The 22,630-nt window shown below is 71.4% G+C and carries 20 protein-coding genes; 13 read left to right on the top strand and 7 right to left on the bottom strand.

Features of this window, described 5'->3' with window-relative positions:
* Positions 1–87: 87 nt before the first annotated feature.
* The 8 genes from ACP4E5_RS09200 (at position 88) to hsaB (ending at position 7,147) form a co-directional block, all read left to right on the top strand.
* On the top strand, positions 88–1,533 hold the full coding sequence (locus tag ACP4E5_RS09200) for a 2-hydroxymuconic semialdehyde dehydrogenase (protein WP_425826808.1): 1,446 nt from the start codon (positions 88–90) through the stop codon (positions 1,531–1,533).
* 65 nt (positions 1,534–1,598) lie between these two features.
* Positions 1,599–2,477, top strand: coding sequence for a 2-keto-4-pentenoate hydratase (locus tag ACP4E5_RS09205; RefSeq protein WP_425826810.1), 879 nt, complete (start codon positions 1,599–1,601; stop codon positions 2,475–2,477).
* Positions 2,474–3,259, top strand: coding sequence for a 2-keto-4-pentenoate hydratase (locus ACP4E5_RS09210; protein WP_425826812.1), 786 nt, complete (start codon positions 2,474–2,476; stop codon positions 3,257–3,259). The genes ACP4E5_RS09205 and ACP4E5_RS09210 overlap by 4 nt, the downstream gene beginning before the upstream one ends.
* A complete protein-coding gene (locus ACP4E5_RS09215; RefSeq protein ID WP_425826814.1) occupies positions 3,256–3,723 on the top strand; it encodes a RidA family protein in 468 nt (155 codons plus the stop codon). Before ACP4E5_RS09210 ends, ACP4E5_RS09215 begins: the two co-directional genes overlap by 4 nt.
* Positions 3,720–4,292, top strand: a complete 573-nt coding sequence (locus ACP4E5_RS09220; RefSeq protein ID WP_425826815.1) for a 3-hydroxyanthranilate 3,4-dioxygenase — start codon at positions 3,720–3,722, stop codon at positions 4,290–4,292. The genes ACP4E5_RS09215 and ACP4E5_RS09220 overlap by 4 nt, the downstream gene beginning before the upstream one ends.
* 30 nt (positions 4,293–4,322) lie before the next feature.
* Positions 4,323–5,336, top strand: coding sequence for an amidohydrolase family protein (locus ACP4E5_RS09225; RefSeq protein ID WP_425826817.1), 1,014 nt, complete (start codon positions 4,323–4,325; stop codon positions 5,334–5,336).
* Positions 5,337–5,388: 52 nt separating this feature from the next.
* Positions 5,389–6,552: a 3-hydroxy-9,10-secoandrosta-1,3,5(10)-triene-9,17-dione monooxygenase oxygenase subunit gene (gene hsaA, locus ACP4E5_RS09230; protein WP_425826819.1), complete on the top strand. Its 1,164-nt coding sequence runs from the start codon at positions 5,389–5,391 to the stop codon at positions 6,550–6,552.
* A gap of 10 nt (positions 6,553–6,562) precedes the next feature.
* On the top strand, positions 6,563–7,147 hold the full coding sequence (gene hsaB / locus ACP4E5_RS09235) for a 3-hydroxy-9,10-secoandrosta-1,3,5(10)-triene-9,17-dione monooxygenase reductase subunit (protein WP_425826821.1): 585 nt from the start codon (positions 6,563–6,565) through the stop codon (positions 7,145–7,147).
* A 53-nt stretch (positions 7,148–7,200) separates the two neighbouring features.
* Here hsaB and ACP4E5_RS09240 read toward each other — a convergent pair whose 3' ends face one another.
* Positions 7,201–7,863 (bottom strand): TetR/AcrR family transcriptional regulator, encoded by a 663-nt coding sequence (locus ACP4E5_RS09240; RefSeq protein WP_425826822.1) that lies wholly within the window; start codon positions 7,861–7,863, stop codon positions 7,201–7,203.
* A 180-nt stretch (positions 7,864–8,043) separates the two neighbouring features.
* Between ACP4E5_RS09240 and ACP4E5_RS09245 the strand changes: the two genes are divergently transcribed.
* Positions 8,044–9,273 (top strand): FAD-dependent oxidoreductase, encoded by a 1,230-nt coding sequence (locus tag ACP4E5_RS09245; RefSeq protein ID WP_425826824.1) that lies wholly within the window; start codon positions 8,044–8,046, stop codon positions 9,271–9,273.
* A gap of 41 nt (positions 9,274–9,314) precedes the next feature.
* On the opposite strand, the gene ACP4E5_RS09250 is transcribed toward ACP4E5_RS09245, so the two are convergent.
* The 4 genes from ACP4E5_RS09250 to ACP4E5_RS09265 form a co-directional block, all read right to left on the bottom strand.
* Positions 9,315–10,643: an ROK family protein gene (locus ACP4E5_RS09250; protein WP_425826826.1), complete on the bottom strand. Its 1,329-nt coding sequence runs from the start codon at positions 10,641–10,643 to the stop codon at positions 9,315–9,317.
* 46 nt (positions 10,644–10,689) lie between these two features.
* Complete coding sequence (locus tag ACP4E5_RS09255; RefSeq protein ID WP_425826828.1) at positions 10,690–11,604, bottom strand: sugar phosphate isomerase/epimerase family protein; 915 nt, start codon at positions 11,602–11,604, stop codon at positions 10,690–10,692.
* Positions 11,601–11,999: a C-glycoside deglycosidase beta subunit domain-containing protein gene (locus ACP4E5_RS09260; RefSeq protein ID WP_425826830.1), complete on the bottom strand. Its 399-nt coding sequence runs from the start codon at positions 11,997–11,999 to the stop codon at positions 11,601–11,603. The genes ACP4E5_RS09255 and ACP4E5_RS09260 overlap by 4 nt, the downstream gene beginning before the upstream one ends.
* Positions 12,000–12,062: 63 nt before the next feature.
* Positions 12,063–13,649, bottom strand: a complete 1,587-nt coding sequence (locus ACP4E5_RS09265) for a GMC oxidoreductase (protein WP_425826832.1) — start codon at positions 13,647–13,649, stop codon at positions 12,063–12,065.
* Between the two features lie 263 nt (positions 13,650–13,912).
* On the opposite strand from ACP4E5_RS09265, the gene ACP4E5_RS09270 reads away from it, so the two are divergent.
* Entirely contained in the window at positions 13,913–15,352 is a 1,440-nt protein-coding gene (locus tag ACP4E5_RS09270) for an MFS transporter (protein WP_425826834.1), read from the top strand.
* A 78-nt stretch (positions 15,353–15,430) separates the two neighbouring features.
* Here ACP4E5_RS09270 and ACP4E5_RS09275 read toward each other — a convergent pair whose 3' ends face one another.
* A complete protein-coding gene (locus tag ACP4E5_RS09275) occupies positions 15,431–16,552 on the bottom strand; it encodes a nitronate monooxygenase (protein WP_425826836.1) in 1,122 nt (373 codons plus the stop codon).
* Between the two features lie 142 nt (positions 16,553–16,694).
* On the opposite strand from ACP4E5_RS09275, the gene ACP4E5_RS09280 reads away from it, so the two are divergent.
* Positions 16,695–17,351, top strand: coding sequence for a TetR-like C-terminal domain-containing protein (locus ACP4E5_RS09280; protein WP_425826838.1), 657 nt, complete (start codon positions 16,695–16,697; stop codon positions 17,349–17,351).
* Positions 17,352–17,383: 32 nt separating this feature from the next.
* Here the strand turns inward: ACP4E5_RS09280 and ACP4E5_RS09285 are convergent, their stop codons facing one another.
* Positions 17,384–17,989, bottom strand: a complete 606-nt coding sequence (locus ACP4E5_RS09285; RefSeq protein WP_425826840.1) for a TetR/AcrR family transcriptional regulator — start codon at positions 17,987–17,989, stop codon at positions 17,384–17,386.
* A 171-nt stretch (positions 17,990–18,160) separates the two neighbouring features.
* On the opposite strand from ACP4E5_RS09285, the gene ACP4E5_RS09290 reads away from it, so the two are divergent.
* Positions 18,161–20,305, top strand: coding sequence for an acyl-CoA dehydrogenase family protein (locus tag ACP4E5_RS09290; RefSeq protein ID WP_425826842.1), 2,145 nt, complete (start codon positions 18,161–18,163; stop codon positions 20,303–20,305).
* A gap of 35 nt (positions 20,306–20,340) precedes the next feature.
* The gene (locus ACP4E5_RS09295) at positions 20,341–22,485 is read left to right on the top strand and encodes an acetate--CoA ligase family protein (RefSeq protein ID WP_425826844.1); all 2,145 of its coding nucleotides are present in this window, start codon (positions 20,341–20,343) and stop codon (positions 22,483–22,485) included.
* The last annotated feature ends 145 nt before the right edge of the window (positions 22,486–22,630 follow it).

The following is a 22,630-nucleotide window of genomic DNA, read 5'->3' on the forward strand; positions in this document are numbered from 1 at the left end:
CCTCAAAGGGCATTGGACGGGCATAGCCGGTCCGCAGCATGCTCCTCGTACGGCAACGGAACGTACGACCGCGAGGGGCAGATCACGATGAAACCAGCGCACTACGTGGGCGGTACCTTCCTGCACGACGAGGCGGGTGCCACCACCTTCCCGCTGGTCGACCCGGTCGACGGCAGCGTGCGCGGCCAGGTGCCCGAGGCGACACGCGAGACCGTGGACGCCGCCGTCGCGGCCGCCCGGCACGCCCTCGACTCCGGCTGGGGAACCACCGGCGGCCAGGAGCGGGCCGCCGCGCTGCACCGCATCGCCGACGGTATCCAGCAGCGCTTCGACGAGTTCGTCGCCGCCGAGACGGGTGACACCGGCAAGCCGCACCACCTCGCCGCCACCGTCGACATCCCCCGCGCCATCGGCAACTTCCGCGCCTACGCCGACCTCCTGTACGGCCGCCCGGAACGCGCGTACCTCACGGACGTGCCCGGCTGGAGCATCGGCACGGGACAGGTGCTGAACTACACGGTGCGCCGCCCGCTCGGCGTCGTCGCGGTCGTCTCCCCGTGGAACCTCCCGCTGTTGCTGCTCACTTGGAAGGTGGCTCCCGCGCTCGCGGCCGGGAACGCGGTGGTCGCCAAACCGTCGGAGGAGACACCGACCACGGCCACGCTGCTCGCGGACGTGATCCACGAGGCGGGCCTGCCGGACGGTGTCTTCAACCTGGTGCACGGTCATGGCACGGACGCGGCCGGGGCGTTCCTCACCGCCCATCCCGGTGTCGACGCCATCGCGTTCACCGGGGAGTCCGCCACGGGCGCCGCGATCATGCGCGGCGCTGCGGAGCACATCACCCCGGTCTCCTTCGAACTCGGCGGCAAGAACCCGGCGTTGGTCTTCGCGGACGCGGACCTGGAGGCGGCCGTCGAGGGCACCGTCCGCTCGGCCTTCACCCACTCCGGCCAGATCTGTCTGTGCACCGAGCGCGTCTACGTCGAGCGGCCGGTGTACGAGGAGTTCACCGCCTCGCTCGCCGAACGCGCCCGCGCGCTGACCGACTACGGCCCGATGATCTCCGCCGCCCACCGCGACAAGGTCCTGTCGTACTACCGGCTGGCCGTCGAGGAGGGCGCCACGGTGGTCGCGGGCGGCGGCGCACCGCACTTCGGTGACGCTCGGGACCAGGGCTTCCACGTGGAGCCGACCGTGCTCACCGGGCTGCCGCAGCACGCCCGCACCGTCCAGGAGGAGATCTTCGGGCCCGTCTGCCACATCGCCCCCTTCGACACGGAGGAGGAGGCGGTCGCGCTCGCCAACGACAGCCGCTACGGGCTCGCCGCGACGGTGTGGACCCGGGACCTGTCACGCGCCCACCGGGTCGCTCCCCGCATCGAGACGGGCATCGTCTGGGTCAACTGCTGGAACCTGCGCGACCTTCGCACCCCCTTCGGCGGCATCAAGGACTCCGGGATCGGCCGCGAGGGCGGCGAGTATTCGCTCGACTTCTTCTCCGAGCCGGTCAACGTCTGCGTGCAGGTGTGAACCCACCCGGCCATGACCTCCCATCACCACCCATCGCCCCACCCCGTCAGGAATGCGAGTGCACCGTGAGCGACAGAAACACCCCCGCCACCGTCGCGGCCGCCGCCGAGCGGCTGTTGCGGGCCCATGACACCGGTATCCCCTGCGAACCCGTACGCGACCTGATCGACGGAGTCGACGCCGCGTACGAGGTGCAGGAGCGGCTGACCGGACACTGGCTGGAGCAGGGCCGCCGCCTCGTCGGACGCAAGATCGGTCTGACCTCGGCCGCCGTCCAGGCCCAAATCGGCGTGGACACACCGGACTTCGGGATGCTGTTCGCCGACATGGCGGTGCCGGACGGCGCGGAGATCCCCTCCGGAACCGTGCAGCAGCCGAAGGCCGAGGCGGAGGTCGCCCTCGTCCTGGAGGACGACCTCACCCACGAGCGGCACACCGTCGCCGACCTGTTGCGCGCCACCGCGTTCGCGCTGCCCGCCATCGAGGTGTGCGGCAGCCGGGTGCGCGACTGGGACATCACGCTCGCCGACACCGTCGCGGACAACGCCTCCTGCGGCCTGTACGCCCTCGGCACCCGGCCCGTTCTCCTGCGCGACGTGGACCTGCGCGCCGTCGGCATGGTCCTGGAGCGCCGTGGCGAGCAGGTCTCCACCGGTGTCGGCGCCGCTTGCCTCGGCCACCCGCTCAATGCCGCGCTCTGGCTCGCCGACACGCTCGTCCGCGTCGGGCGACCGCTGCGCGCGGGCGACACCGTGCTGACAGGAGCCCTCGGCCCGATGGTGCCGGTCACCACCGGCGACGTCCTGGAGGCACGCATCGACGGACTCGGCGAGGTCCGCGTCGCCTTCGCCTCTGAGCCGGACCGCGACACCGACCGAGACACCAACCGCGACACCGCCGGCGACACCGCCCGCGCCGGCGCGGCACGAGGAGCCACCGCATGAGCACCATCATGAGCACCGTCGACATCGAGACACTCGCCCGCGACCTGGACGACGCGGCCCTGGGCGGCCGCACCACCGCCCTGCCCACCGTCAGCACGGACCTCGACGTACCCGGCGCCTACGCGGTGCAGCGCGCGGCCATCGACCGCCGACTCGCCCGCGGTGAACGGCTGTTGGGCCTCAAGATGGGCTTCACCAGTCGCGCCAAGATGGTGCAGATGGGCGTCGACGACGTCATCCATGGGCTGCTCACCGACGGCATGTTCGTCGAGGACGGCGGCGTCCTCGACACCAAGAGCCTCATCCATCCCCGGATCGAGCCCGAGATCGCCTTCCTCCTCGGCCGGCCGCTCTCCGGCCGGGTCACCCCGGCCGACGCGGCCCGCGCGGTGGCGGGCGTCGCCGTGGCGTACGAAGTGCTCGACTCGCGCTACGAGGCCTTCCGGTTCACGCTGCCCGATGTCATCGCGGACAACGCCTCCGCCGCCGCCTTCGGCACCGGCCCCTGGCGGGATCCGGACGCCCTGGACGTCGGCAACCTCGGGCTGATCGTGGAGGAGGACGGCCGCCCCATCGCCGTCGGCTCCTCGGCCGCGATCCTCGGTCACCCGCTGCGTTCCCTGACCGCCGCCGCCCGGCTCGCCGCCGACGCGGGCGTCGAGCTGGAGCCAGGGTCCGTGGTGCTCGCAGGCGCGGCCACCGCCGCGGTTCCCCTCCGCCCCGGCACCCATGTGCGGATCACCGCCGCGGGTCTGGGCCGCACGGAGGTGACCGTCCGATGACGCGCTCCACCGATGACACCGACGGGACCGGCCTGCTGGTCGAGGGGAAGGCCGCGCCGCGCGGCCGGTTCCCGCACCTCAAGCGGGCCGGGGACTTCGTGTACGTCTCCGGGACCAGCTCCCGCCGCCCGGACGGGACGTTCGTCGGCGCGGAGGCCGACGCGGCGGGCACCACCAGCCTCGACATCCGCGCCCAGACCCGCGCGGTCATCGAGAACATCCGCGACCTGCTGGCAGCGGTCGGCGGCGACCTGGACGACGTCGTGAACATCACGACGTACCTCGTCAGCATGAACGACTTCGGCGGCTACAACGCGGTCTACGCCGAATACTTCGACGAGAGCGGACCCGCCCGCACGACCGTCGCCGTCCACCAGCTCCCCCACCCGCACCTGCTCATCGAGATCGCCTGCGTCGCCCACCTTCCCCGGACGGCCCCGACCCGCGAGGGAGACACCTCATGACACTGCCACAGCTGTCGAACGGACAGCCGTTCAACTTCCAGCGCTGGATCGACGAGCACAGCGACATGCTCAAGCCGCCGGTCGGCAACATCCAGATCTGGCGGGACGCCCACCTCATGGTCACCGTCGTCGGCGGCCCCAACCAGCGCACCGACTTCCACGACGACCCGCTGGAGGAGTTCTTCTACCAGCTGCGCGGCAACATGGTGCTCAGGGTCATGGAGGACGAGGGCAAGCCCCCGGTCGACGTACAGATCAACGAGGGCGACGTCTTCCTGCTCCCGCCGCACGTGCGCCACTCCCCGCAGCGGCCCGAACCCGACAGCATCGGCCTGGTCGTCGAATTCGCCCGCCCTCAGGGCCAGTTGGATGCCTGCGAGTGGTACTGCACCGAATGTCATCGCCTCGTGCACCGCTCCGAATTCCAGCTCACCTCCATCGTCGAGGACCTGCCGCCGATCTTCGAGCGCTTCTACGGCGGCGACCGTGCCTGCCCGCACTGCTCCGCCGTGCACCCCGGCCCGCAGTGGCCCGCACGGCTGCGCCCGCACACGAAGCCGCGCGCCTGACCCCCTCGCACCCCGCAACGGAGCCCCACCTTGACTGTCATCGACGTCCACGCGCACGTCTTTCCCCGTATATCCCAGGCCGAGAGCCGCATCCTCACCGGAGCCGGCGAGCCGTGGCTGCGCGTCCACGGCGACGGCACCGGGATGATGATGAGCGGCGCCGACGAGTACCGGCCCGTGACACCACCGCTGTGGGACCCGGAGCGACGGGTGGCCGAGATGGACACGCTGGGCGTCGATATGCAGGCCGTCTCCTCCACCCCGCTCACCTTCGGCTACGGCGCCGAACCCGCCGCCGCCACCGACTGGTGCGAGCTCGTCAACGACCGGATCCTGGACTACTGCGCCCAGGCTCCCGACCGGCTGCTGCCGCTGTGTCAGGTTCCGTTGCAGGACCTCCAGTTGGCCTGCGAGACGGTCTCCAAGGCCGCCGCCGCCGGACACCGGGGCGTACACATCGGCAACCACGTCGGCGACCGCCCGCTCTCCGACGGGGACATCCTCGCGTTCCTCAGGCACTGCGCCGACGAAGGCATGCCGGTGCTCGTCCACCCCTGGGACATGCCGCCGTCCGAGCGGATGCGGCCCCACATGCTGCAATGGCTCGTCGGCATGCCCGCCGAGACCCAACTCTCCATCCTGGGACTGGCATTGGCCGGCGCCTTCGAGGAACTTCCCGCCTCCCTCAAGCTGCTCTTCTGCCACGGCGGCGGCAGCTTCGCCTACCTCCTCGGCCGCGCCGACAACGCCTGGCGCCACCGCGACATCGTCCGCGCCGACTCCCCCAAGCCGCCCTCCGCGTACGTCGACCGCTTCTACGTCGACTCGGCCGTCTTCGACCCGCGAGCCCTGCGCCTCCTCGTCGACGTGATGGGCACGGACCGGGTGATGCTCGGCACCGACTTCCCCTTCCCGCTCGGCGAGAAGGAACCCGGCTCCGTGGTGCGCGACTGCCCCGGCCTCGACGCCGCCGAGCGGGCCGACATCCTCGGCGGCAACGCCGCCCGGTTCTTCTCCCTCCCCCAGGAAGTCCTCGGTGCGTGAAGCCACGCAAGCCCCTTCACTCGACCGTCCCCTCAGAAAGGCTGGACCGACCATGAGCAACACGGTTGTCGACAACGTCAGAGAGCTGCTCCCCGCCCTGCGCGAACGCGCCCAGGAGACCGAGGACGCCCGCCGGGTGCCCGCCGAATCCATCAAACTCCTCCGCGGGACCGGGTTCTTCAAGCTGCTCCAGCCGGTGCGGTACGGCGGATTCGAAGCCGATCCGCTGGACCACTACACCGCCGTGAAGCTCATCGCGAGCGCCTGCGGGTCCACGGGGTGGGTCGCCTCGGTGCTCGGCGCCCACGCCTGGCACCTGGCGACGTTCCCCGCGCAGGCCCAGGAGGACATCTGGGGCCGGGCCCCGGAGACGCTGCTGTCGTCGGCCTACGCTCCGCTCGGCACCGCGACCCGCGTCGAGGGTGGTTTCCGGCTGAGCGGCAAGTGGAGCTTCTCGTCCGGCGTGGACCACGCGGGGGCGGCGATCCTGGGCACCTTGGTGAAGGACGAGAAGGGGGACACCGCGGACTACGCGGCCTTCCTCGTGCCCTGCGAGGACTACACCGTGGAGGATGTCTGGCACACGGTCGGCCTGCGCGGCACGGGCAGCAACGACATCGTCGTCGACGACGTCTTCGTCCCGGCCCATCGCACGCTCAGCTTCTCCGACTCCTTCCGCTGCGTCTGCCCCGGCCAGGAGGTGAACGACAGCCCGCTCTACCGGATGCCGCTCTACTCGGTGATGACGACGACCATCACCACCCCACTCGTCGGCATGGCCACCGGTGCGTATGAGGCACACGTCGCCCACCAGCAGGACCGCGTACGGGCGTTCGCCGGCGGGAAGGCCAAGGACGACCCCTTCGCGAAGGTGCGGGTCGCCGAGGCCGCCAGCGAGATCGACGCCGCCTGGCTGCAGTTGACCCGCAACCTGTCCGACGTCCATCGGGCCGCGCGCGACGGCTCCGGCATCCCTGTCGGGCTGCGCACCCGGCTCCGCCGGGATCAGGTCCGGGCGGCGGAGCGCGCGATCGGCGCGACCGACCGGCTCTTCGAGAACTCCGGTGCCTCCGCGCTCAGGGACGGCACACCCATCCAGCGCTTCTGGCGTGACGCACACGCCGCGCGCGTCCATGTCGCCCACGACGCGGAACCCGCCCTGAAGCTCTTCGGGGACGACGAGTTCGGTGTGTCCATCGACGGCGGAATGCTGTGAGGGGGACGGTATGAGCCGGCTGACCGCAGAACCCGAGGACCGCGAGGACACCGCCATCGACGGCCGCCGGTTCCGGGACGTCATGGGGCACTTCTGCACCGGCGTCGTCATCGTCGCCGCGAGCGGGGAGGACGGCCCCGCCGGGTTCGCCTGCCAGTCCTTCTCGGCGCTCTCCCTCGACCCGCCGCTGGTCCTGTTCTGTCCGGCGAGGACCTCACGCACCTGGCCGGTCATCGAGCGGGCCGGGCGGTTCACCGTCAACGTACTCGCCGAGAGCCAGCGCCCGGTCAGTGAGGTCTTCGGCCGGAGCGGCCCCGACAAGTTCACCGGGACCGACTGGGCGCGCACCCCGCACGGCACCCCGCTGCTGAACCGGGCCGCGGCCTGGGCGGAGTGCTCGGTCCGGCAGGTCCACGCCGCGGGGGACCACTACATCGTGGTCGGCCGCGTCACGGATCTCGGCACCCATGGAGACCAGCGACCGCTGCTGTTCCACCGGGGCACGTACACAGGCGTGACGCCGGGGCACGTCCCCGGTCCGGCCCGGCTGCCGGAGACACTGGCCGATCCGTTCCTCACGGGCGACTGGTTCTGATGGGCACGTGATGTCTTCACGCGCCGCGGCATCTCCTGACTCGACGCCGCCCCCTACGCGGCGGGGACGGCGCCCAGCAGCGTGCGGCTCGCCGTCAGCGCGAGGTGGGTGGTGAAGGTGTCGTGGTCCACGGCCACGGTGGCGAAGTCCGCGCCGTGGGCGGTGCGCACGACGCACGCCGAGAAGACGGTGGCGAAGCACTGGCGCACGGCGGCCTCCGGCTGAGCGTGGGTGATCTCGTCCCGTACGCCGAGCAGGAGCGCGGTGAAGTCGTCGGCGAGGGCGTGGACGTGTCCCCGGCCGCGACGCAGCACTTCCGGGTGCACTCCTGACAGCAGAAGCACGGGCTTGAGGAAGGCGGCGTGCCGGCGGAAGAGGCCGGTCAGCTGGGTGACGGCCGCCGTGACCAGTGCGTCCGCCGAGAGTCCGCGCCAACGCTCCGCGTCCCTGAAGGCCAGTTGGTCGTCGGCGAGGCGGGCGATGCCGTGCTCGTAGACGGCGAGGAAGAGGGCGTCCTTGTTGGTGCTGCGGTCGTACAGGGCCCTTGGTGCCACCTGCGCCTTCTCGCACAGGGCCGCGATGGTGAACGCCTCGTAGCCGCCTTCCTCGATCAGCGCGACGCCCGCGTCCAGGATTCGGGCCCATGCCTGTCGCGTGCGCTCCTGACGGGGTTCGCGGATCTCCAGATCGTTGTTACGCGCTTCCGAGGTCACCATGGCCCCCATTCTCACCGGTTGACAAGGAGTGCCTCCCTGCCGATCTAATAACCGTAGCGCACGCTACGGTTTGCCGATGAGGGCTGCGGCGCCGATCGCGTCGGGGCGTGCCCGTCATGACGTTCCACGGCGCCGCCGGCCGACCCGCTTCCTCGGCAACGAGCAGGAGGAGAACCGCACATGTCCCCGACCATCGGCACACCCGGCCGCGTCGCCGTCATCGGCGCAGGCCCGGCAGGCATGGCCGCAGCCCTGTCCGCCCATCAGGCGGGCCACCACGTCACTCTCTTCGAGCGGTCCCCCGAGGCCCGGCCCGCGGGCAACATCCTCAATCTGTGGCCCGCCCCCATCAAGGCACTCGGCCTGCTGGGCGTGGACATCGAGGATCTCGGCGCCCCCTGCGAAAGCATCTTCCGCAATACCCGAGGCCATCAGCGCGTCCGCGTGCATCTGCCCGATCAGGTCGTACGCGACTACGGAGGCGGCTTCATCGGCCTGCTCCGCCCCGACTTGTACGAGCGTCTCGTGGCGGCCCTGCCGCCGGGCGTGCTGCGGACCGAGTGCGCCGTGGAACGTATTGAGCAGCACGAGGAGGGCGTGCGCGTGCACTTGGCCGACGGCGGCACGCACGACGCCGATGTCGTCGTCGGCGCCGACGGCATCAACTCCCTTGTCCGCCGCACCCTTTGGGGCGAGTCACCGATCCGCCCGCACAACCTCCAGCTGTACGGCGGCTTCACGCTCGACGGGAGTGTGGACGCGCCGCGCGGGCAGTGCGTCCTCACGCACAGTCCGACGGTGCAGGGGGCCTGGACAGCCATTCGCAGCAAGGGGCGTGACGGCTTCCAGTGGTGGGTTCTCCACGCCCACGACATCGCGAACCCCGTCCCCAGCGATCTGCACGGTGCGGCCTCGCGTCTCGCCGCCGCTTTCCCCCACCCGCTGCCCCAACTCATCGCGGCGACCGACCCGGTCAACGTCCAGAGCTGGCCCATCCGCGACCGTAAGCCCCTCAAGCAGTGGTCCAGCGGGCGTGTCACGCTCATCGGGGACGCGGCGCACCCCACGTCCCCGTACGCCGCCTACGGAGCGGGCATGGCCACGGAGGACGGCTACTTCCTCGGTCGCGCGCTGGCGGGCGTCGACCTCACGGACGCCCGCGCCGTCAACCGGGCACTGCAATCCTTCGAAGCGCCGCGCAAGCCGCACACCGCGCGACAGTCCCAGACCGCCTTCGTGCTCGGCAAGGTCTTCCATCACGCGCCCGCCCTGCTGCGTCCGTTGCGCGACGCGGTCCTCGACCACACTCCGTTGCTTCAAAAGGTCGTGGGCGAGGGCACGCCCGGAGAGATCCTCAAGCAGCTCGACGAGATCGACCGTGCGGAGGCCGCCTTCGTCTCCGGGCCCTGACGCACCCGCTGAAGTCACCTGCTCCCGCGCGGAGCACAGGCTCAGGTGGCTTCGGCGGAGAGCCGCTGGAGGGTGGTGGCGTGGCCGAGCGGGGTGCCGCTCTCCACCCAATGGCTGAGCGGCGCCGTGGCGAACAGGCACGAGGTCGCGAGGAGCCCCGCGCCGATGACACCTTCGAGGTGGTCCAGCGATGCGGCGCGGACGGTGAGGCCGGCGGTGACGAGGCGGTTGCAGCGCGCGTGAACCGTCGACGAGACGATGTCGACGAACCGGGGGCCGGTGCGCAGCACTCCGCCGCCCAGCACCAGCACACCGGGGTTGCAGAAGTTGACCAGGTTGGCGATGACCTCGGCGACCAGGCGGGACCGTTTGTCGATCATCTCCAGGGCCAGCGCGTCCCCGTCGACCGCGGCGGCACCGACCTCGCCGAGTGTCAGCTGGCCGTCGCGCCCCAACGCGGCGGTCAGGTACGGGCTTTCGTCCACCCGGCGTGCGGCCTCCTCCAGCATGGACCAACCACTGGCGACGGCCTCCAGGCAGCCGGTCCGGCCGCACCGGCACACCGCCGACGGATCGTCCACGACATGGTTGTGGCCGATGTCGCCGGCGGCGCCACGGTCCCCGCGGAGCAGGCGGCCCCGGGCGACGAGGCCCGTTCCGATGCCGGTGCCGACCTTGACGAAGAGCATGTCCCGTCCGTCGCGCGGCGTTCCGGACGTCCATTCGCCGAGGGCCATGAGGTTCACGTCGTTGTCCACCCATACCGGCGCGTCGTAGTGCTCGCGCAGCCAGGACCTGACGCTGAAGCCGTCCCACCCGGGCATGATCGGGGGCGCGACCAGATGGCCGGTGGCGAACTCGACGGGGCCCGGCATCCCGATGCCGATCCCCCAGGGCCGGGTCAGGCCGCTCTTCCGGGCGAGGGCGGCGAAGGCGGCCTGCACCTGTCGCATGGTGGGCTCGGGCCCGGTCGCGACCTCCCAGTCCTCGTGGTGGGAGGCGATGATCGTGCCGGAGAGGTCCATGATGGCGGCCGTGAACTCGGACGCACCGAACAGGGCGCAGTAGACATGTCCCGCTTCGGTCCGGAACCGCAGCGTGCGGGCCTGGCGGCCGCCGGACGACGGCGCCAGGTCGCCTTCCTCGACGAATCCGAGGGACATGGCCTGCTCGACCCGCTGGGCCACCACCTTGCGGCTGAGACCGGCCGCGGTCACCAGCTCGGGCCGCGTCGTGGCGCGGCCCGAGCGCACCAGGTTGATCACCATGGCGAGTGACGCCGTCTCCAGCACGGGCGGCTCGGCCACCAGCGGAATCCCGATGGCCTGCTCCGCGTGCCCGGCACCGCGGATCGGGACGGGCCGGCCCATGTACGTTCCCCGTTCGTCATTCCTACGTCGTCTTCTGCCCCGGATGCTACGGCAGCGCCGTGTCGGTCCGGGCGGCGTGCTCCAGGGACCGCAGGAGGGCGTGCTGACGGCGGACCTGTTCGAGGGAGCGGTAGGGGCTCCGGTCACCCTCGTACTCGCTGGAGAGGTACCCGGTGTAGCCGTGCTCGACGAGGGTCGTGACGATCTCGGACCACGGGATCTGCGGATCGGTGAGGTCGTCGGTGATGTGGAAGAACTTCGCCTGGATGAAGGCGACGTACGGCAGCACGGCCACGAGGTCCGCCATCGGTACGGCCAGGGGCCGTCGCCAGCCGGCTTCCTGGGCTTCCTCGTCGAGCCCCGGGTGGTCGACGTCCGTCGGGGTGCGCTGGAAGACACCGGTGTCGATCAGGAGGCGGAAGTGGTCGGTGCCGGTGCGCTCGATGAACGAGAGGTAGTCGTCGACGACTTCGTGCTTGATGGGGGTCGGTGCGTGGATCTCGGGGCAGATGACGATGCCGAGTTCGGCCGCGCGGTCGAGGACGCGTTCGACGACGGATTCCCAGATGGGGTGCGGCCTGAGGTCCATCGACACCACGCCGATCTTGGGGCGCAGGGTGCTGAAGCCGAGCACGGAGGCCAGTTCCAGGTCGCGGCCGAGGATGGTGACTCCCTCGTCGACGGTCAGGTCGCGGTGCTGCCACATCCGCGAGTCGATCCAGGAACCGTAGTTGGTGGGGGTCAACTGGTGGCGTGCCAGGCCGGCGTGCCACTCGTCGATCCACCGGGTGGTCGGTGTGGGGTAGCCGCTGATGTTGCCCTCGCCGAGGATCTCGATGCCCGTCGCGCCGAGGTCGGCGATCTCGGCCATGGCGTCGTCGAGGGTGAGCAGGGTGTACATGTCTCCGGTGTAGCTGTACAGGGAGACGCCGTACTTGAGGGTGTCGGGCCCGCTCTTCACAGGAGGGTGACCTTTCGCTCGGCGTGGAAGACCGAGGGCTGGAACTCGGCCGGGATGTACGGGGCTTGGAGGGCGATGTCGACCTGGAGGTGGTGCACGCCCGCGGGCAGGCCGCCGGGGTGCGGGACGGTGATGGTGGCCAGCTCGTCGAGCTGCCAGCGCACATCGGTCGAGGTACGCAGGTCGGCGCAGCTGAGGTCGCGGCCCTGAAGGGTCCACCGTGGTGTCTCGCGGTCCCAGGTCAGGTCGCCGACCCGGACCGCGACGCCTTCGATGAGACTGCCCCACAGGCCGCGGTAGTTGGGCATGCGGAGGCGGAACTGGAAGCCGACGGTCCGCCCGCCGGATTCGACGTTGCGCACGCCGCGGTTCTGGATGATGTCCCGGTCCAGCATGGGTCCTCCGGATGGATGGGGAAGGGGGTGGGAGAGAGGAAGCGGTGGGAAGGTGTGGTCGCGTCAGCGTTCGGCGTCGGCGATGCCGCGGGCGCCGCCGACGGCGAGGGCGAGCGCGGTCAGTGTCGGGTTGCAGGCCGTGGCGGTGGGGATGACACCGTTGCCCGCCACGAACAGGCCGCGTACGCCCCACACTTGACTGTTCGGGTCGCACACCGAGGTGCCGTCGTCGGTGGCGCCCATCCGGACGGTGCCCTGGTAGTGCAGCGAGGCGCCCGCCGGGAACACCAGGGGTGGTGTGTCGTCGAGCGGTTCGCCGAGGGCCGCCGCGGTGCGCAGGATCTCCGTCCGGGCGTGGTCGATGGAGGCGTGGTCCGCGTCGGTGAGCCGGTAGTGGATCTCCATCGCGGGCATCCCGTACGCGTCGGCCTCGTCGTCGCGGAAGGTGACACGGTCCTCCGCCCTGAGGTCCTTGGCGCAGAACCAGCCGAGCCCGACGACCGATCCCGGCACCAACTCGCCTGTCGCCGAGCCGTCGTCGGACAGCGGGACCGGTGAGGCGTCGAGCTGCATGACCTGCCCATGAAAGGGGTGGTCGTCGGTGAACGGCACCCAGGTGACACCGCTGCTGGCCGTGACGCCCGCGCCGCAGTCGGGCGCCGCCGGACGGTCGGGCAGGTCCCGCATCCGCACGGCGTACACGAGCTGCGGCTGGTCGTTGAGGTAGCGGCCGAGCGCGGGCGGGCGCACACCGGACGCGTACAGCAGTTGCGGGGTGCGCAGGCTGTCCCCGGCCACCACGACGTAGCGCGCGGTGATGTCGTGGTCGTCGCCGGTGCGCCGGTCGCGGACGCGCACCCCGCGTACGGCCGTTCCGTCCTCGTCGAGCAGGACGCGGGTCACCAGTGCTTCGGCGAACAGCGAGAAGCGGGGGTTGGCCCGGGTGACGTCGCCGAACACGACGTCCGCACCGCACCACAGCAGCCGTCCCTCCGGTGTACGCCGTACGGCGAGCGGCATCGGCTGCACCTGCCGGTCGCCGGCCCGGTCGTGATCGAGTGCGACCGAGAGCCGCTTGCGCACCTCGTCGGCGAACGGGGCATCGGCCAGCACCTCGGCCGAGACCCCCAGCAGCCGCTCGGCCTCGGCCAGCAGGTGGGGCAACTCCGGTAGGAACGGGACGACTTCGCTTCCGCCCGGGCGGGGACACGCCCCCGTCCAGTGCGCACCCATGCCGCCGACGTTGCTGGACATGGCGGCGGCAGGCAGCCCGTCCTCCCCGTCCCGCCGCTGCCCGCTCTCCAGTAGGAACGTGCCCGGGCGTTGCAGCCTTGGCCGGCCACTCGCGTAGCCGTCCATCGTGTCGGTCGACGCCGCCTCGACGTTGGGGTGCGGGCCCTCGGAGGCGCGCTGCGCCGAGGCACGTTGCCCGGCGTCCGCGATGTTCTTCACGTGGGCGCCCGGCGGGTCGGTGATCAGCGGCCCCACCTCGAAGGCGGCCAGGGCCAGTTGGGGGGCCAGTTCGCTCAGCACCCGGGCGTAGGCGGCCCCCGCAGGGCCGCTGCCGACGATCGCCACATCGACGTCGCGGGGGAACCTGGCGCCCTCCTCGGGGGTGGTGTGCTCGGCGGTACGGGCAGAACGGGGCATCCGGGCCTCCCTGGGGCGCCGTTCGACTCACGAGCGCGCCTGTTCTCGGAACGATGTCGGTGCTGCCGCGCACTGCTGTGCTCCGCACCCAACCGCCGATCAACTTATGTGCCATTGGCACCCAAGGCAAGGGCAACGAGCTTCCAACCCAAGCGACTTGGGCTGCACTACGGGTCCCGTCCAGAGCATTGACTTAGGTGCGACAGGGACCCAAGATGCGGCAGAAGCCGTCCAGGCGATGACGCTGACGTGAGGACTCAACGATGAGCACCAGGCAGCCCGACAAGGGAGCGGCCAGGCGGAACCCGGTCGCGAAAGGCGCCGAGAAGTGTGCCGCCGGCGAGCGGCTCGATCCGGCCGACGACCCGCGGGCCGTACGCGGCGGCGAACGCGCGGCCTTCGCACTGGGCGACGTGGCCTCCAATCTGACGTGGACCACCATCTCCAGCTACCTGCTGTTCTTCTACACCGATGTCGCCGGGATCGTGGCCGGCACCGCAGGCACCCTGATGCTGATCGCCCGGCTGCTCGACGCCTTCTTCGACCCGGCGGTCGGTCTTGTCCTCGACCGCACCGTCACACGGTGGGGTCGCGCCAGGCCCTACCTGCTGTTCGGGGCGCCACTGCTCGCCGCGCTGACCTTGCTGACGTTCCTCACGCCGGGCGGCGGTGGCACGGGTGCGCTGATCTACGCCTACGTGACGTTCGTCCTCGTCGGCCTGGCGTACTCGCTGGTCAACGTCCCCTACGGGGCGCTCATGGCCATGACGACACGGGACTCCGGGGCGCGGATGCAGCTCGCCGGGATGCGCTCGTTCGGCGTCGGTATCGGTCTGATCGTGGTCTCCACGGCGACCCAGCCGCTGATCAGCCTGTTCGGCGGCTCGGCGACGTCACGTTCGGGATTCGCGTGGACCGTCGGCCTGTACGCGGTGACGGGCGTCGTCATGTTCTGGGCCGTCTTCGGCCTCGCCAAGGAACGCGTACCCGCAGCGCCCGTGCCCGAGGCCCGGGCCGGCATCGCGAACTCGGTCAAGGCGCTTGCCGGGAACGCCCCTTGGCTTACGGTGTTCGCCTTCTCGATCCTGTCCTTCGCCCGGCTCGGCGTCATCACCGGCGGCGCCGTGTACTTCGCCCTTCACACCCTGGACAGGCCCGCCGCCGTATCGATGATCCTGCTGGCCTTCTCCCTGTCCGCGGTGCTCGGCTCACTGATCACGGCCCCGGTCCTGCGGGCGCTCGGTCATCGACGCGGGATCCTGCTCGGACTCATCACCTGCATCGTGCTCTCCGGGCTGCTGTTCTTCCTGTCCGGCAACCTTGTCGCGTTCACCGCGGTGTTCTTCGTCGCCAACCTGGTGGGCGGTTTCGGTTTCGTGGCCGTGCCCGCACTCGTGGCGGACACGGTCGAATGGCACGAGTGGCGCCACCACCGCCGCGACGAGGGCCTGTTGTTCGCCGGCTACAGCATGAGCACGAAGATCGGCGCCGCTCTCGGCTCGGCCTGTCTGGCCTGGGGCCTTGCCGTCATCGGCTACCGGCCCGGCGCCGTCACCCCGCACATGCGCGACGACATCGGCCTCCTCTTCATCGGCCTGCCCATCCTCATCGCGGCATTGCAAGCGGCGGTCATCGCGGCGTATCGCCTGGAGACCAAACTGCCCGCCATCAAGGAGGAGATCCGTTTGCGCGCGGAGCGGTGAGGTGCTCTCCGCACGACGGCGAAGGAGAGTGCAGTGGCCCGCCCCTCCGCCTTCCCGCCCGCCGCTCCCGCGCCCCTCTCAGTCCTCGACCGCCAGTGCGAGGCGCTCCGCCGCGTCGGCGAAGTCCTCGGCCATCTCGTAGACGACATCGCGGGCGGGGCGGACCCGGTTCATCAGGCCGACGCCCTGGCCGACCCAGTACGTCGCCAGCTCCTGGGCCCCCGGAACACCCTTCTCGGCGAGGACGTCCACGTGCCGCAGCGGCGCCTCGCTGACGAGGGACTGGAGCGGCATGGGCAGGGTGTCGGGGCTGCCCTGCGCCTCCCACGCCTCGGTCCACGCTGACTTCAGCTGGCGCGAGTACTTGCCGGTGCGGGCCTTGGAGCGGACCGTGTCACGCGAGGAAGCGGCGATCATCTTCCGCACCGTGTACGGCGCGGTCTCCGCCTCCTCCGTGGTCAGCCACACGGAGCCGGTCCACGCGCCCGCCGCGCCGAGCGCGATCGCCGCGGCCATCTGACGGCCCGTCACGATGCCTCCGGCGGCCAGCACCGGGACCTCGCGGATCGGGCGGATCGCCTCGATGACTTCCGGGATGAGCACCATGGTCGTGACCTCGCCGCAGTGGCCCCCGGCCTCGGTGCCCTGCGCGATGAGGATGTCCACGCCCGCGTTGACCTGCTTCACTGCATGCTCCTTGGCGCCGACCAGCGCCGCCACCGGCACACCCTCGGCCTTCGCCCGGTCGATCATGTACTGCGGCGGCACACCCAGGGCGTTGGCGATCAGCTTGACCGGGTGGCGGAAGACGACGTCGAGGAGTTCCTCGCCGATGGTGTCGTTCATGCCGACGCCCTGCCACGCGGATTCGGCCGGCAGCTCGACCCCGTGCCGGCCGAGCAGTCCGTCGACGAACTCGCGGCGGTCGTCCGGCACGAGCGCGGCGAACTGTTCCTGGGTGAGTTGCTGTCCTTTCCCCTCGAACTTCTCGGGTACGACGATGTCGGCGCCGTAGGGCTTGCCGTCCACCTGCGCGTCGATCCAGGCGAGTTCGTGCTCCAGCTGCTCCGGTGTGTGCGAGGAGGCGCCGAGGACGCCGAAGCCGCCGGCGTTGGTGACGGCGACCACCACGTCGCGGCAGTGGCTGAAGGCGAGCAGGGGCAGCTCGATGCCGAGCATCTCGCAGATCGGGGTCTTCATCAGGTCGGTCCTTCCCGCGCATGAGCAGAGGGCGCCACCCCTCACACGGAGGCGGCGGCAGACCCAACGTAATTCAGACGAAATTCGTTCCGCAATAGGTTACGGACGCTATTCGTCTGGATCATCTGGAAGAATCGGCGGCATGACTTCACGGACGGGCACCGACACGGACCCGGAGCGCAGGGCCGCGGGCCGCCCTCGCGACCCCGGCCTCGAGGCGCGCGTACTCGCCGCCGCCCTGGAGGTGTACGCGGACGCGGGGTGGTCCGGCTTCACCTTCGACACGGTGGCCAAGCGGGCCGCGGCGGGCAAGGCGGCCCTCTACCGGCGCTGGGGGAACAAGGAAGAGCTGCTGCTCGCGGCCCTGGACGCGCACGCCCTGGCGATCGAGCCGATCGACACCGGGAACATCCACGACGACCTCCTGGTCGTCGCGCGCACGCTGCTGACGTTCCACCTGGACGGCTCGGCGGGGCTCGCGGCGCTACGGCTGTTCGTCGAGGCGCGGGCCCACCCGGAACTGCTCTCCGATGCGTGGGCGCAGGTCAACTCCTCGCGCGTCCGAGCCGCCCGGACCATCGTCCACCGCGCGATCGAGCGAGGCGAACTCCCGCGGGACACCTCGGCGTCGGTGCTCCTCAACACCGTCTCCGGAAGTGTCGTCTCCCATCTCCTCGCCACCCCGTTCGGCCCGGGCCGGGACGTCGACGAGCACGACGGGCGCTTCGTCACCGACGTCGTCGACCTCGTGCTGCGGGGCGCGCGATGCCGCTGCGCCGGGCCCGGCTGCGCCCCGTAGGCCGCGAGCGCGGGGACACACCTCCGGTTCGGTTACGTGTCGGCCGACACCGAGGCCAGGACGAAGTCCACGAACCGCTCCCCGTACTCGGCCACGGCCTCCGGCGACAGGAGCTGCATCGACGGCGGCAGTGTCAGGGCGTGGTTCATCGCCCCGCCGCACAGCGCGTCGAGCAGGAACGTGACCGACGTACCCTCGGGCAGCTCGCCGCGCCGGATGCCGCGGCGCACGATGGCGCGGGCGGCGAGGATCTGGGCCCGGGAGATCTCCTCGTAGCGCTCCGCGAGCCGCGGGATGAGGCGGGCCTCCAGGCCGAGGCGCAGGGCGGCCTGCCCGCGCTCCCCCGTGTACAAGTCGAGCAACTGGCCCACGAGTTGGATCAGGTCACCGCGGACCGTGCCGGTGTCGACGTCGGAGATCAGGCCGATCCGCAGCGCGAGGGCCTCGACCAGAAGGTCCTCCTTGTCGCTCCAGCGCAGATAGACGGAGGCCTTGCCGACGCCCGCCCGGCGGGCCACGGCGTCGATGGTGAAGGCGGCCCAGCCGTACTGCCCGAAGACATCGACGGCGGCGTCCGCGATCCGGCGGTCCACCTGCTCGTCACGCGGTCGCCCCGGAGTGGCCCTGGAGGTTGTCATGCCCTCATGTTCCTACACGTCACACCCCTGACGCTATTGCTGAACGACTTCCGTCTGATTTACAGTCGCCCTTGTGGACGGGTTTCGTTCCGTAATACGGAGGGTGCGACCGCACACCACTCCGCCGCCCCGCCTCCCGTCCACGCAGTCCTACGTTCGCGAGGAGCCCGCATGCCCACCGCCACTCCGTTCAACGCCACGACCACGGAAGAGGTCGAGGCCTTCGCCGAGAGCGTCCGCGGGACGCTCGGCCGTCACTGGCCGAGCCCCACCGCCGCACCCGAGGCGGACCTCGGGAAGTTGTGGAGGGCGGCCGCGGAGCTGGGCTGGCTCGAACTCGGGGCCGCCGGGGCGCTCTCCGCCGCCGTCGCCGCGGTGCGCGAACTCGGGCGCGTGGCCTGCCCGTTGCCACTGCTGGACTCCTTCGTCGCCACCCGCCTGTTCGCCGGCGACCAGGGCACACTCGACGGCATCGGCAGCGGCGAGATACGTGTCATCGTCGCTGTGGGCGATGACACCATGTCCGGCGCCCGCCACCTCGACGCGGCGGGCCAGGCCACCCACCTGCTCACCGTCCCGGCCGGCGGTGGCCGTGCGCTGCTCCGCCCGGTGACACGGGCGGACGACACCCCCGGGCTCGCCGTGCCGTCCTGGTCCGCGGTCACGCTGGGCGCCCCCTCGGCCTCGGTGGGCATCGACGCCGGTACGGCCGACGAAGCCGTCCTGCTGCTCCGACTCCAGCTGGCCGTACGGGCGCTCGCCGCGGCCGAGCGCGCGCACGAGATGGCCGTCGCGCACGCCACGGAGCGACGCCAATTCGGCAAGGTGATCGGCCAGTTCGGCGCCGTCCAGCAGCGCGCCGCCACCTGCCAGATCGACCTCAGCGCGGGCAACCTGCTGATCGCCGACGCGGTCCGCGCCCTGGAGCAGGGCACCGCCGACCGCGCGCTCGCGGCCGAGATCGCCGTGACCCACGCGGCCGTCACCGCGCCGCGCGTCCAACTCGGCGCGCATCACACCCTCGCGGCCATGGGGTATTTCGAGGAGCACGACGCCCCGTGGCTGTTCCGCCGCGTGCACGGCGACGTGACCCGGCTGCGTACCCTGCCGCGCGGCGCCGGAGACGTGGCCGACGCTCTTGTCGAGGGCTCCGGTTCGCTGCCGGCCGCCGACCTGGGCGAGACGGGCGAGGCGTTCCGCTCCGAGGTGCGCGCTCTGCTCGACGAGTACGCCGACCGGCTGAGTGGCGGCGGAATGGCCCAGGACGCGGACCTCGTACGGGCGGTCGCCGAGCGCGGCTGGCTCGGCTTCGCCTGGCCCGAGGAGGCCGGAGGGCGTGGCGCGTCCCTGGCGGAACAGGTCGTCCTCAACGAGGAGGCCGCGTACCACCGCGCCCCGATCACCAAGGCGCTCGGCGCCGTCATGCTGCTCGGCAACTCCATCCTCAAACACGGCACACAGGAGCAGAAGGACCGCTTCCTGCCGCTGATCCGTCGCGGCGAGATGGCCTTCTGCCTCGGCTACAGCGAACCGGAGGCGGGCTCGGACCTCGCCTCGCTGCGCACGCGCGCGGTCCGTGACGGCGACGGCTGGGTGATCAACGGGCAGAAGCTGTGGACGACCGGCGGCCACGAGTCCAACTGGGTGTGGCTCGCCGTGCGCACCGACCCCGACGCCACGCCCCGGCACGCGGGCATCACCGTCTTCCTCGTCCCGATGGACACCCCCGGCATCACCGTGCAGCGGCACACCGCGCTGTCCGGCGAGATCTCCTGCACCGTCTTCTACGACGACGTACGCGTGCCCGACAGCCTGCGCGTCGGCGAGGTCAACGGCGGCTGGAAGGTCATCACCGACGCTCTCGCCGGTGAACGCATCACCATGGGCAACATCGCCGCCGCCCTGCACCGCCAGCTCGACGACCTCCTCGCCCACATACGCCAGGACGTCGCGGGCACCGTGGGACCGCGCGGCTCGCACGCCCGCGCCCTGCTCACCGAACTCGCCGTCGGCGTGCAGGCCACCCGCGCCCTTGTCGCCTCCGCGATCGGCGCCACCTCCGGTGCCTCCGCGTCCGGCGCCCGTCTCGCGGCTCCCATGGCGGGCGTCCTCGGCGGCGAGCTCGCCGAACGGTTCGGTGAGGCGGTCCTGGACATCCTCGGCCCGGACGCGGCGCTGTCGGCGTCGGTGCCCGGCGTCCCCGGCGGGGGTGCCTTCGAGTACGGGCTGCGGCTCTCCGTCATGTACGTCGTCGGCGGCGGCACCAACGACATCCAGCGCGGCATGATCGCCCGCGCCCTCGGCCTGCCCCGCTGATAGCCCGACCACCCTTCCCCTATTAGGAGTTGACGATGACGTCTTCCTCGCCCGCGACATCCGTGACCCCCGAGCGCCTGCGCACCCTGTTCCGGCCGCGCAGCGTCGCGCTCGTGGGAGCGAGCGACAAGTCCAGCTTCTCCGCGACCGCCTTCCGCAACCTCGTCGAGTTCGGATTCGGTGACCGCACCCACCTGGTCAACCGGCGCGGCGCCGACGTGCACGGCCGGCCCACCGTCACCTCCTGCACGCGGATCGACGACGAGGTGGACGTCGCCTTCCTGATGGTCCCGCAGGCCGCCACGCTCGACGCGCTGTCGGACGCCGCCGCGGCAGGCATCCGCAACGCCGTGATCCTGTCCTCCGGCTACGGCGAGGCCGGGGCGGCGGGGCGCGCCGCGCAGGCCGAACTCGTCGCCCACGCCGAGAAGTTGGGCATGATCCTGCTCGGCCCCAACCACCTGGGGTTCGCCAACCTCGTCGACCAGGTGCCCGTCACCTCCATCCCCGGACTGCCGCGCCGCAGCGGACCGGTCGCCCTGCTGTCGCAGAGCGGCGCCAGCTCCAGCGCGATGCTCGACTTCGCCACGATGAGCGGCAACGACCTCAGCTACATGGTCACGCTCGGCAACGAGGCCATGATCACCGCGGGGCATGTGCTGGACTTCCTCGTCGACGACGAGGCCACCCGGGCCATCGCCATCTTCATGGAGTCGGTCCGCGAACCCGAGGTCTTCCGCCGGGCCGCCCTGCGCGCCACCGCCGCGGGCAAGGCCGTCGTCGTCCTCAAGGCCGGCACGAGCGAACTGGCCTCACGCACCGCGGCCGCGCACACCGGCGCCCTGGTCGGCGACGACCGGGTGATCGACGCCGTGTTCCGCCAGTGCGGGGTCATCCGGGTCGACTCCATCGAGGACATGCTCATCACGGCGGGCCTCGCCGCGCACACGGGGCCGCTCGACGCGCCCGGTGTGGGCGTCGTCTCGATCTCCGGCGGGGCGTGCGACATCGTCGCCGACCGCGCCGAGGAGGCCGGGATGGCGCTGCCCTCGCTGGCACCCGCCACCGAGGAGGCGCTGGCCGCGGTCATGCCGGACTACGGCACCGTACAGAACCCCCTGGACATCACCGGTGCGGCCATCATCGACCCCACGCTGTTCACCAACTCCATCAAGGCCATGGCCGACGACCCGGACGTCGGTGTCGTCGGCGTCGTCAACGGCCTGCCCGCCTTCGGCGAAGGCCCCTGGCAGGGCCAGCCGTTCGTCGACGCCACCGGGGCGGGCGCCGCGCAGGCCACGAAGCCGGTCGTCCTGATCAGCCAGATCCTCCAGCCGTACACCGACTACAGCCGCTCCGTAGCCGAGCACGCGGGCCTCGACTTCGTCCTGCCGGGACTCAAGCAGGCGGTGACCGCCCTCGCGGGTGTCGGCCGCTGGTCGACGGTCCACCACCAACTGAAGAACGGCGCCACCACGACAGCGGCCGACGCCGCCCCGGCGCTGCCGGCCCCCGACACGCGCCACGGCGCCTGGTCCGAGGACGCGGCACGCAAGCTGCTCCGTGACGCGGGCGTCCCCGTCGTGCCCGCCGTCCTGGTCGGCTCCGCCGACGAAGCGGCCGCCGCTGCGGAGAAGTTCGACGGTCCCGTCGCCCTGAAGATCGTCTCCCCCGACATCCTCCACAAGAGCGACATCGGCGGCGTACGTCTCGGGGTGAGCGGCGCCGACGAGGTCCGCGCGGCGTACGAGACGGTCAGGGCGAGCGCAGCGCAGGCACCCGACGCGCGCGTCGAGGGCGTGCTCATCTCCCCGATGCGTGCGGGCGGTACGGAGATGCTGGTGGGTGTGGTCCGCGATCCGCAGTGGGGGCCGATGCTCGCGGTCGGGCTGGGCGGCGTCTTCGTGGAGGTACTCAAGGACTCCGCGCTCGCACCTCTCCCGGTCACGCCCGCCCACGCGCGCGACATGCTGCTCGGCCTGCGCGGGGCACCTCTGCTCCAGGGCGCCCGCGGCACCGCGCCCGCCGACATCGACGCGCTGGCCCGGGTCGTCGCGGCGATCGGCGACCTGGCCGGCGCGCTCGGCGACGACCTGGAGTCGCTGGAGGTCAATCCGCTGCGCGTGGACGGCGACCGGATCGAGGCGCTCGACGCGCTCGTGACCTGGAGGAACTCATGACCGGGGCCGCGCAGGCCTTGGACGGCGTCACGACGCTCTCCGCACAGATCACACCCCGCAAGGGCTGAGAGGCAATCCAGTGCACACGCCCGCGCACCACCCAGTCCCGGGCCACCGGTCACCCGACGAGCCGACCGGCCGGACA

It is taken from the genome of Streptomyces fractus, assembly GCF_049844455.1.
Classification (GTDB): Bacteria; Actinomycetota; Actinomycetes; order Streptomycetales; family Streptomycetaceae; genus Streptomyces; species Streptomyces fractus.

Coding starts and splice junctions, on each gene's coding strand:
- ACP4E5_RS09200 (WP_425826808.1), top strand. CDS start 88: ATGAAACCAGCGCACTACGTGGGCGGTACCTTCCTGCACGACGAGGCG.
- ACP4E5_RS09210 (WP_425826812.1), top strand. CDS start 2,474: ATGAGCACCATCATGAGCACCGTCGACATCGAGACACTCGCCCGCGAC.
- ACP4E5_RS09215 (WP_425826814.1), top strand. CDS start 3,256: ATGACGCGCTCCACCGATGACACCGACGGGACCGGCCTGCTGGTCGAG.
- ACP4E5_RS09220 (WP_425826815.1), top strand. CDS start 3,720: ATGACACTGCCACAGCTGTCGAACGGACAGCCGTTCAACTTCCAGCGC.
- hsaA (WP_425826819.1), top strand. CDS start 5,389: ATGAGCAACACGGTTGTCGACAACGTCAGAGAGCTGCTCCCCGCCCTG.
- hsaB (WP_425826821.1), top strand. CDS start 6,563: ATGAGCCGGCTGACCGCAGAACCCGAGGACCGCGAGGACACCGCCATC.
- ACP4E5_RS09240 (WP_425826822.1), bottom strand. CDS start 7,863: ATGGTGACCTCGGAAGCGCGTAACAACGATCTGGAGATCCGCGAACCC.
- ACP4E5_RS09245 (WP_425826824.1), top strand. CDS start 8,044: ATGTCCCCGACCATCGGCACACCCGGCCGCGTCGCCGTCATCGGCGCA.
- ACP4E5_RS09250 (WP_425826826.1), bottom strand. CDS start 10,643: ATGGGCCGGCCCGTCCCGATCCGCGGTGCCGGGCACGCGGAGCAGGCC.
- ACP4E5_RS09260 (WP_425826830.1), bottom strand. CDS start 11,999: ATGCTGGACCGGGACATCATCCAGAACCGCGGCGTGCGCAACGTCGAA.
- ACP4E5_RS09265 (WP_425826832.1), bottom strand. CDS start 13,649: ATGCCCCGTTCTGCCCGTACCGCCGAGCACACCACCCCCGAGGAGGGC.
- ACP4E5_RS09270 (WP_425826834.1), top strand. CDS start 13,913: ATGAGCACCAGGCAGCCCGACAAGGGAGCGGCCAGGCGGAACCCGGTC.
- ACP4E5_RS09275 (WP_425826836.1), bottom strand. CDS start 16,552: ATGAAGACCCCGATCTGCGAGATGCTCGGCATCGAGCTGCCCCTGCTC.
- ACP4E5_RS09280 (WP_425826838.1), top strand. CDS start 16,695: ATGACTTCACGGACGGGCACCGACACGGACCCGGAGCGCAGGGCCGCG.
- ACP4E5_RS09285 (WP_425826840.1), bottom strand. CDS start 17,989: ATGACAACCTCCAGGGCCACTCCGGGGCGACCGCGTGACGAGCAGGTG.
- ACP4E5_RS09290 (WP_425826842.1), top strand. CDS start 18,161: ATGCCCACCGCCACTCCGTTCAACGCCACGACCACGGAAGAGGTCGAG.
- ACP4E5_RS09295 (WP_425826844.1), top strand. CDS start 20,341: ATGACGTCTTCCTCGCCCGCGACATCCGTGACCCCCGAGCGCCTGCGC.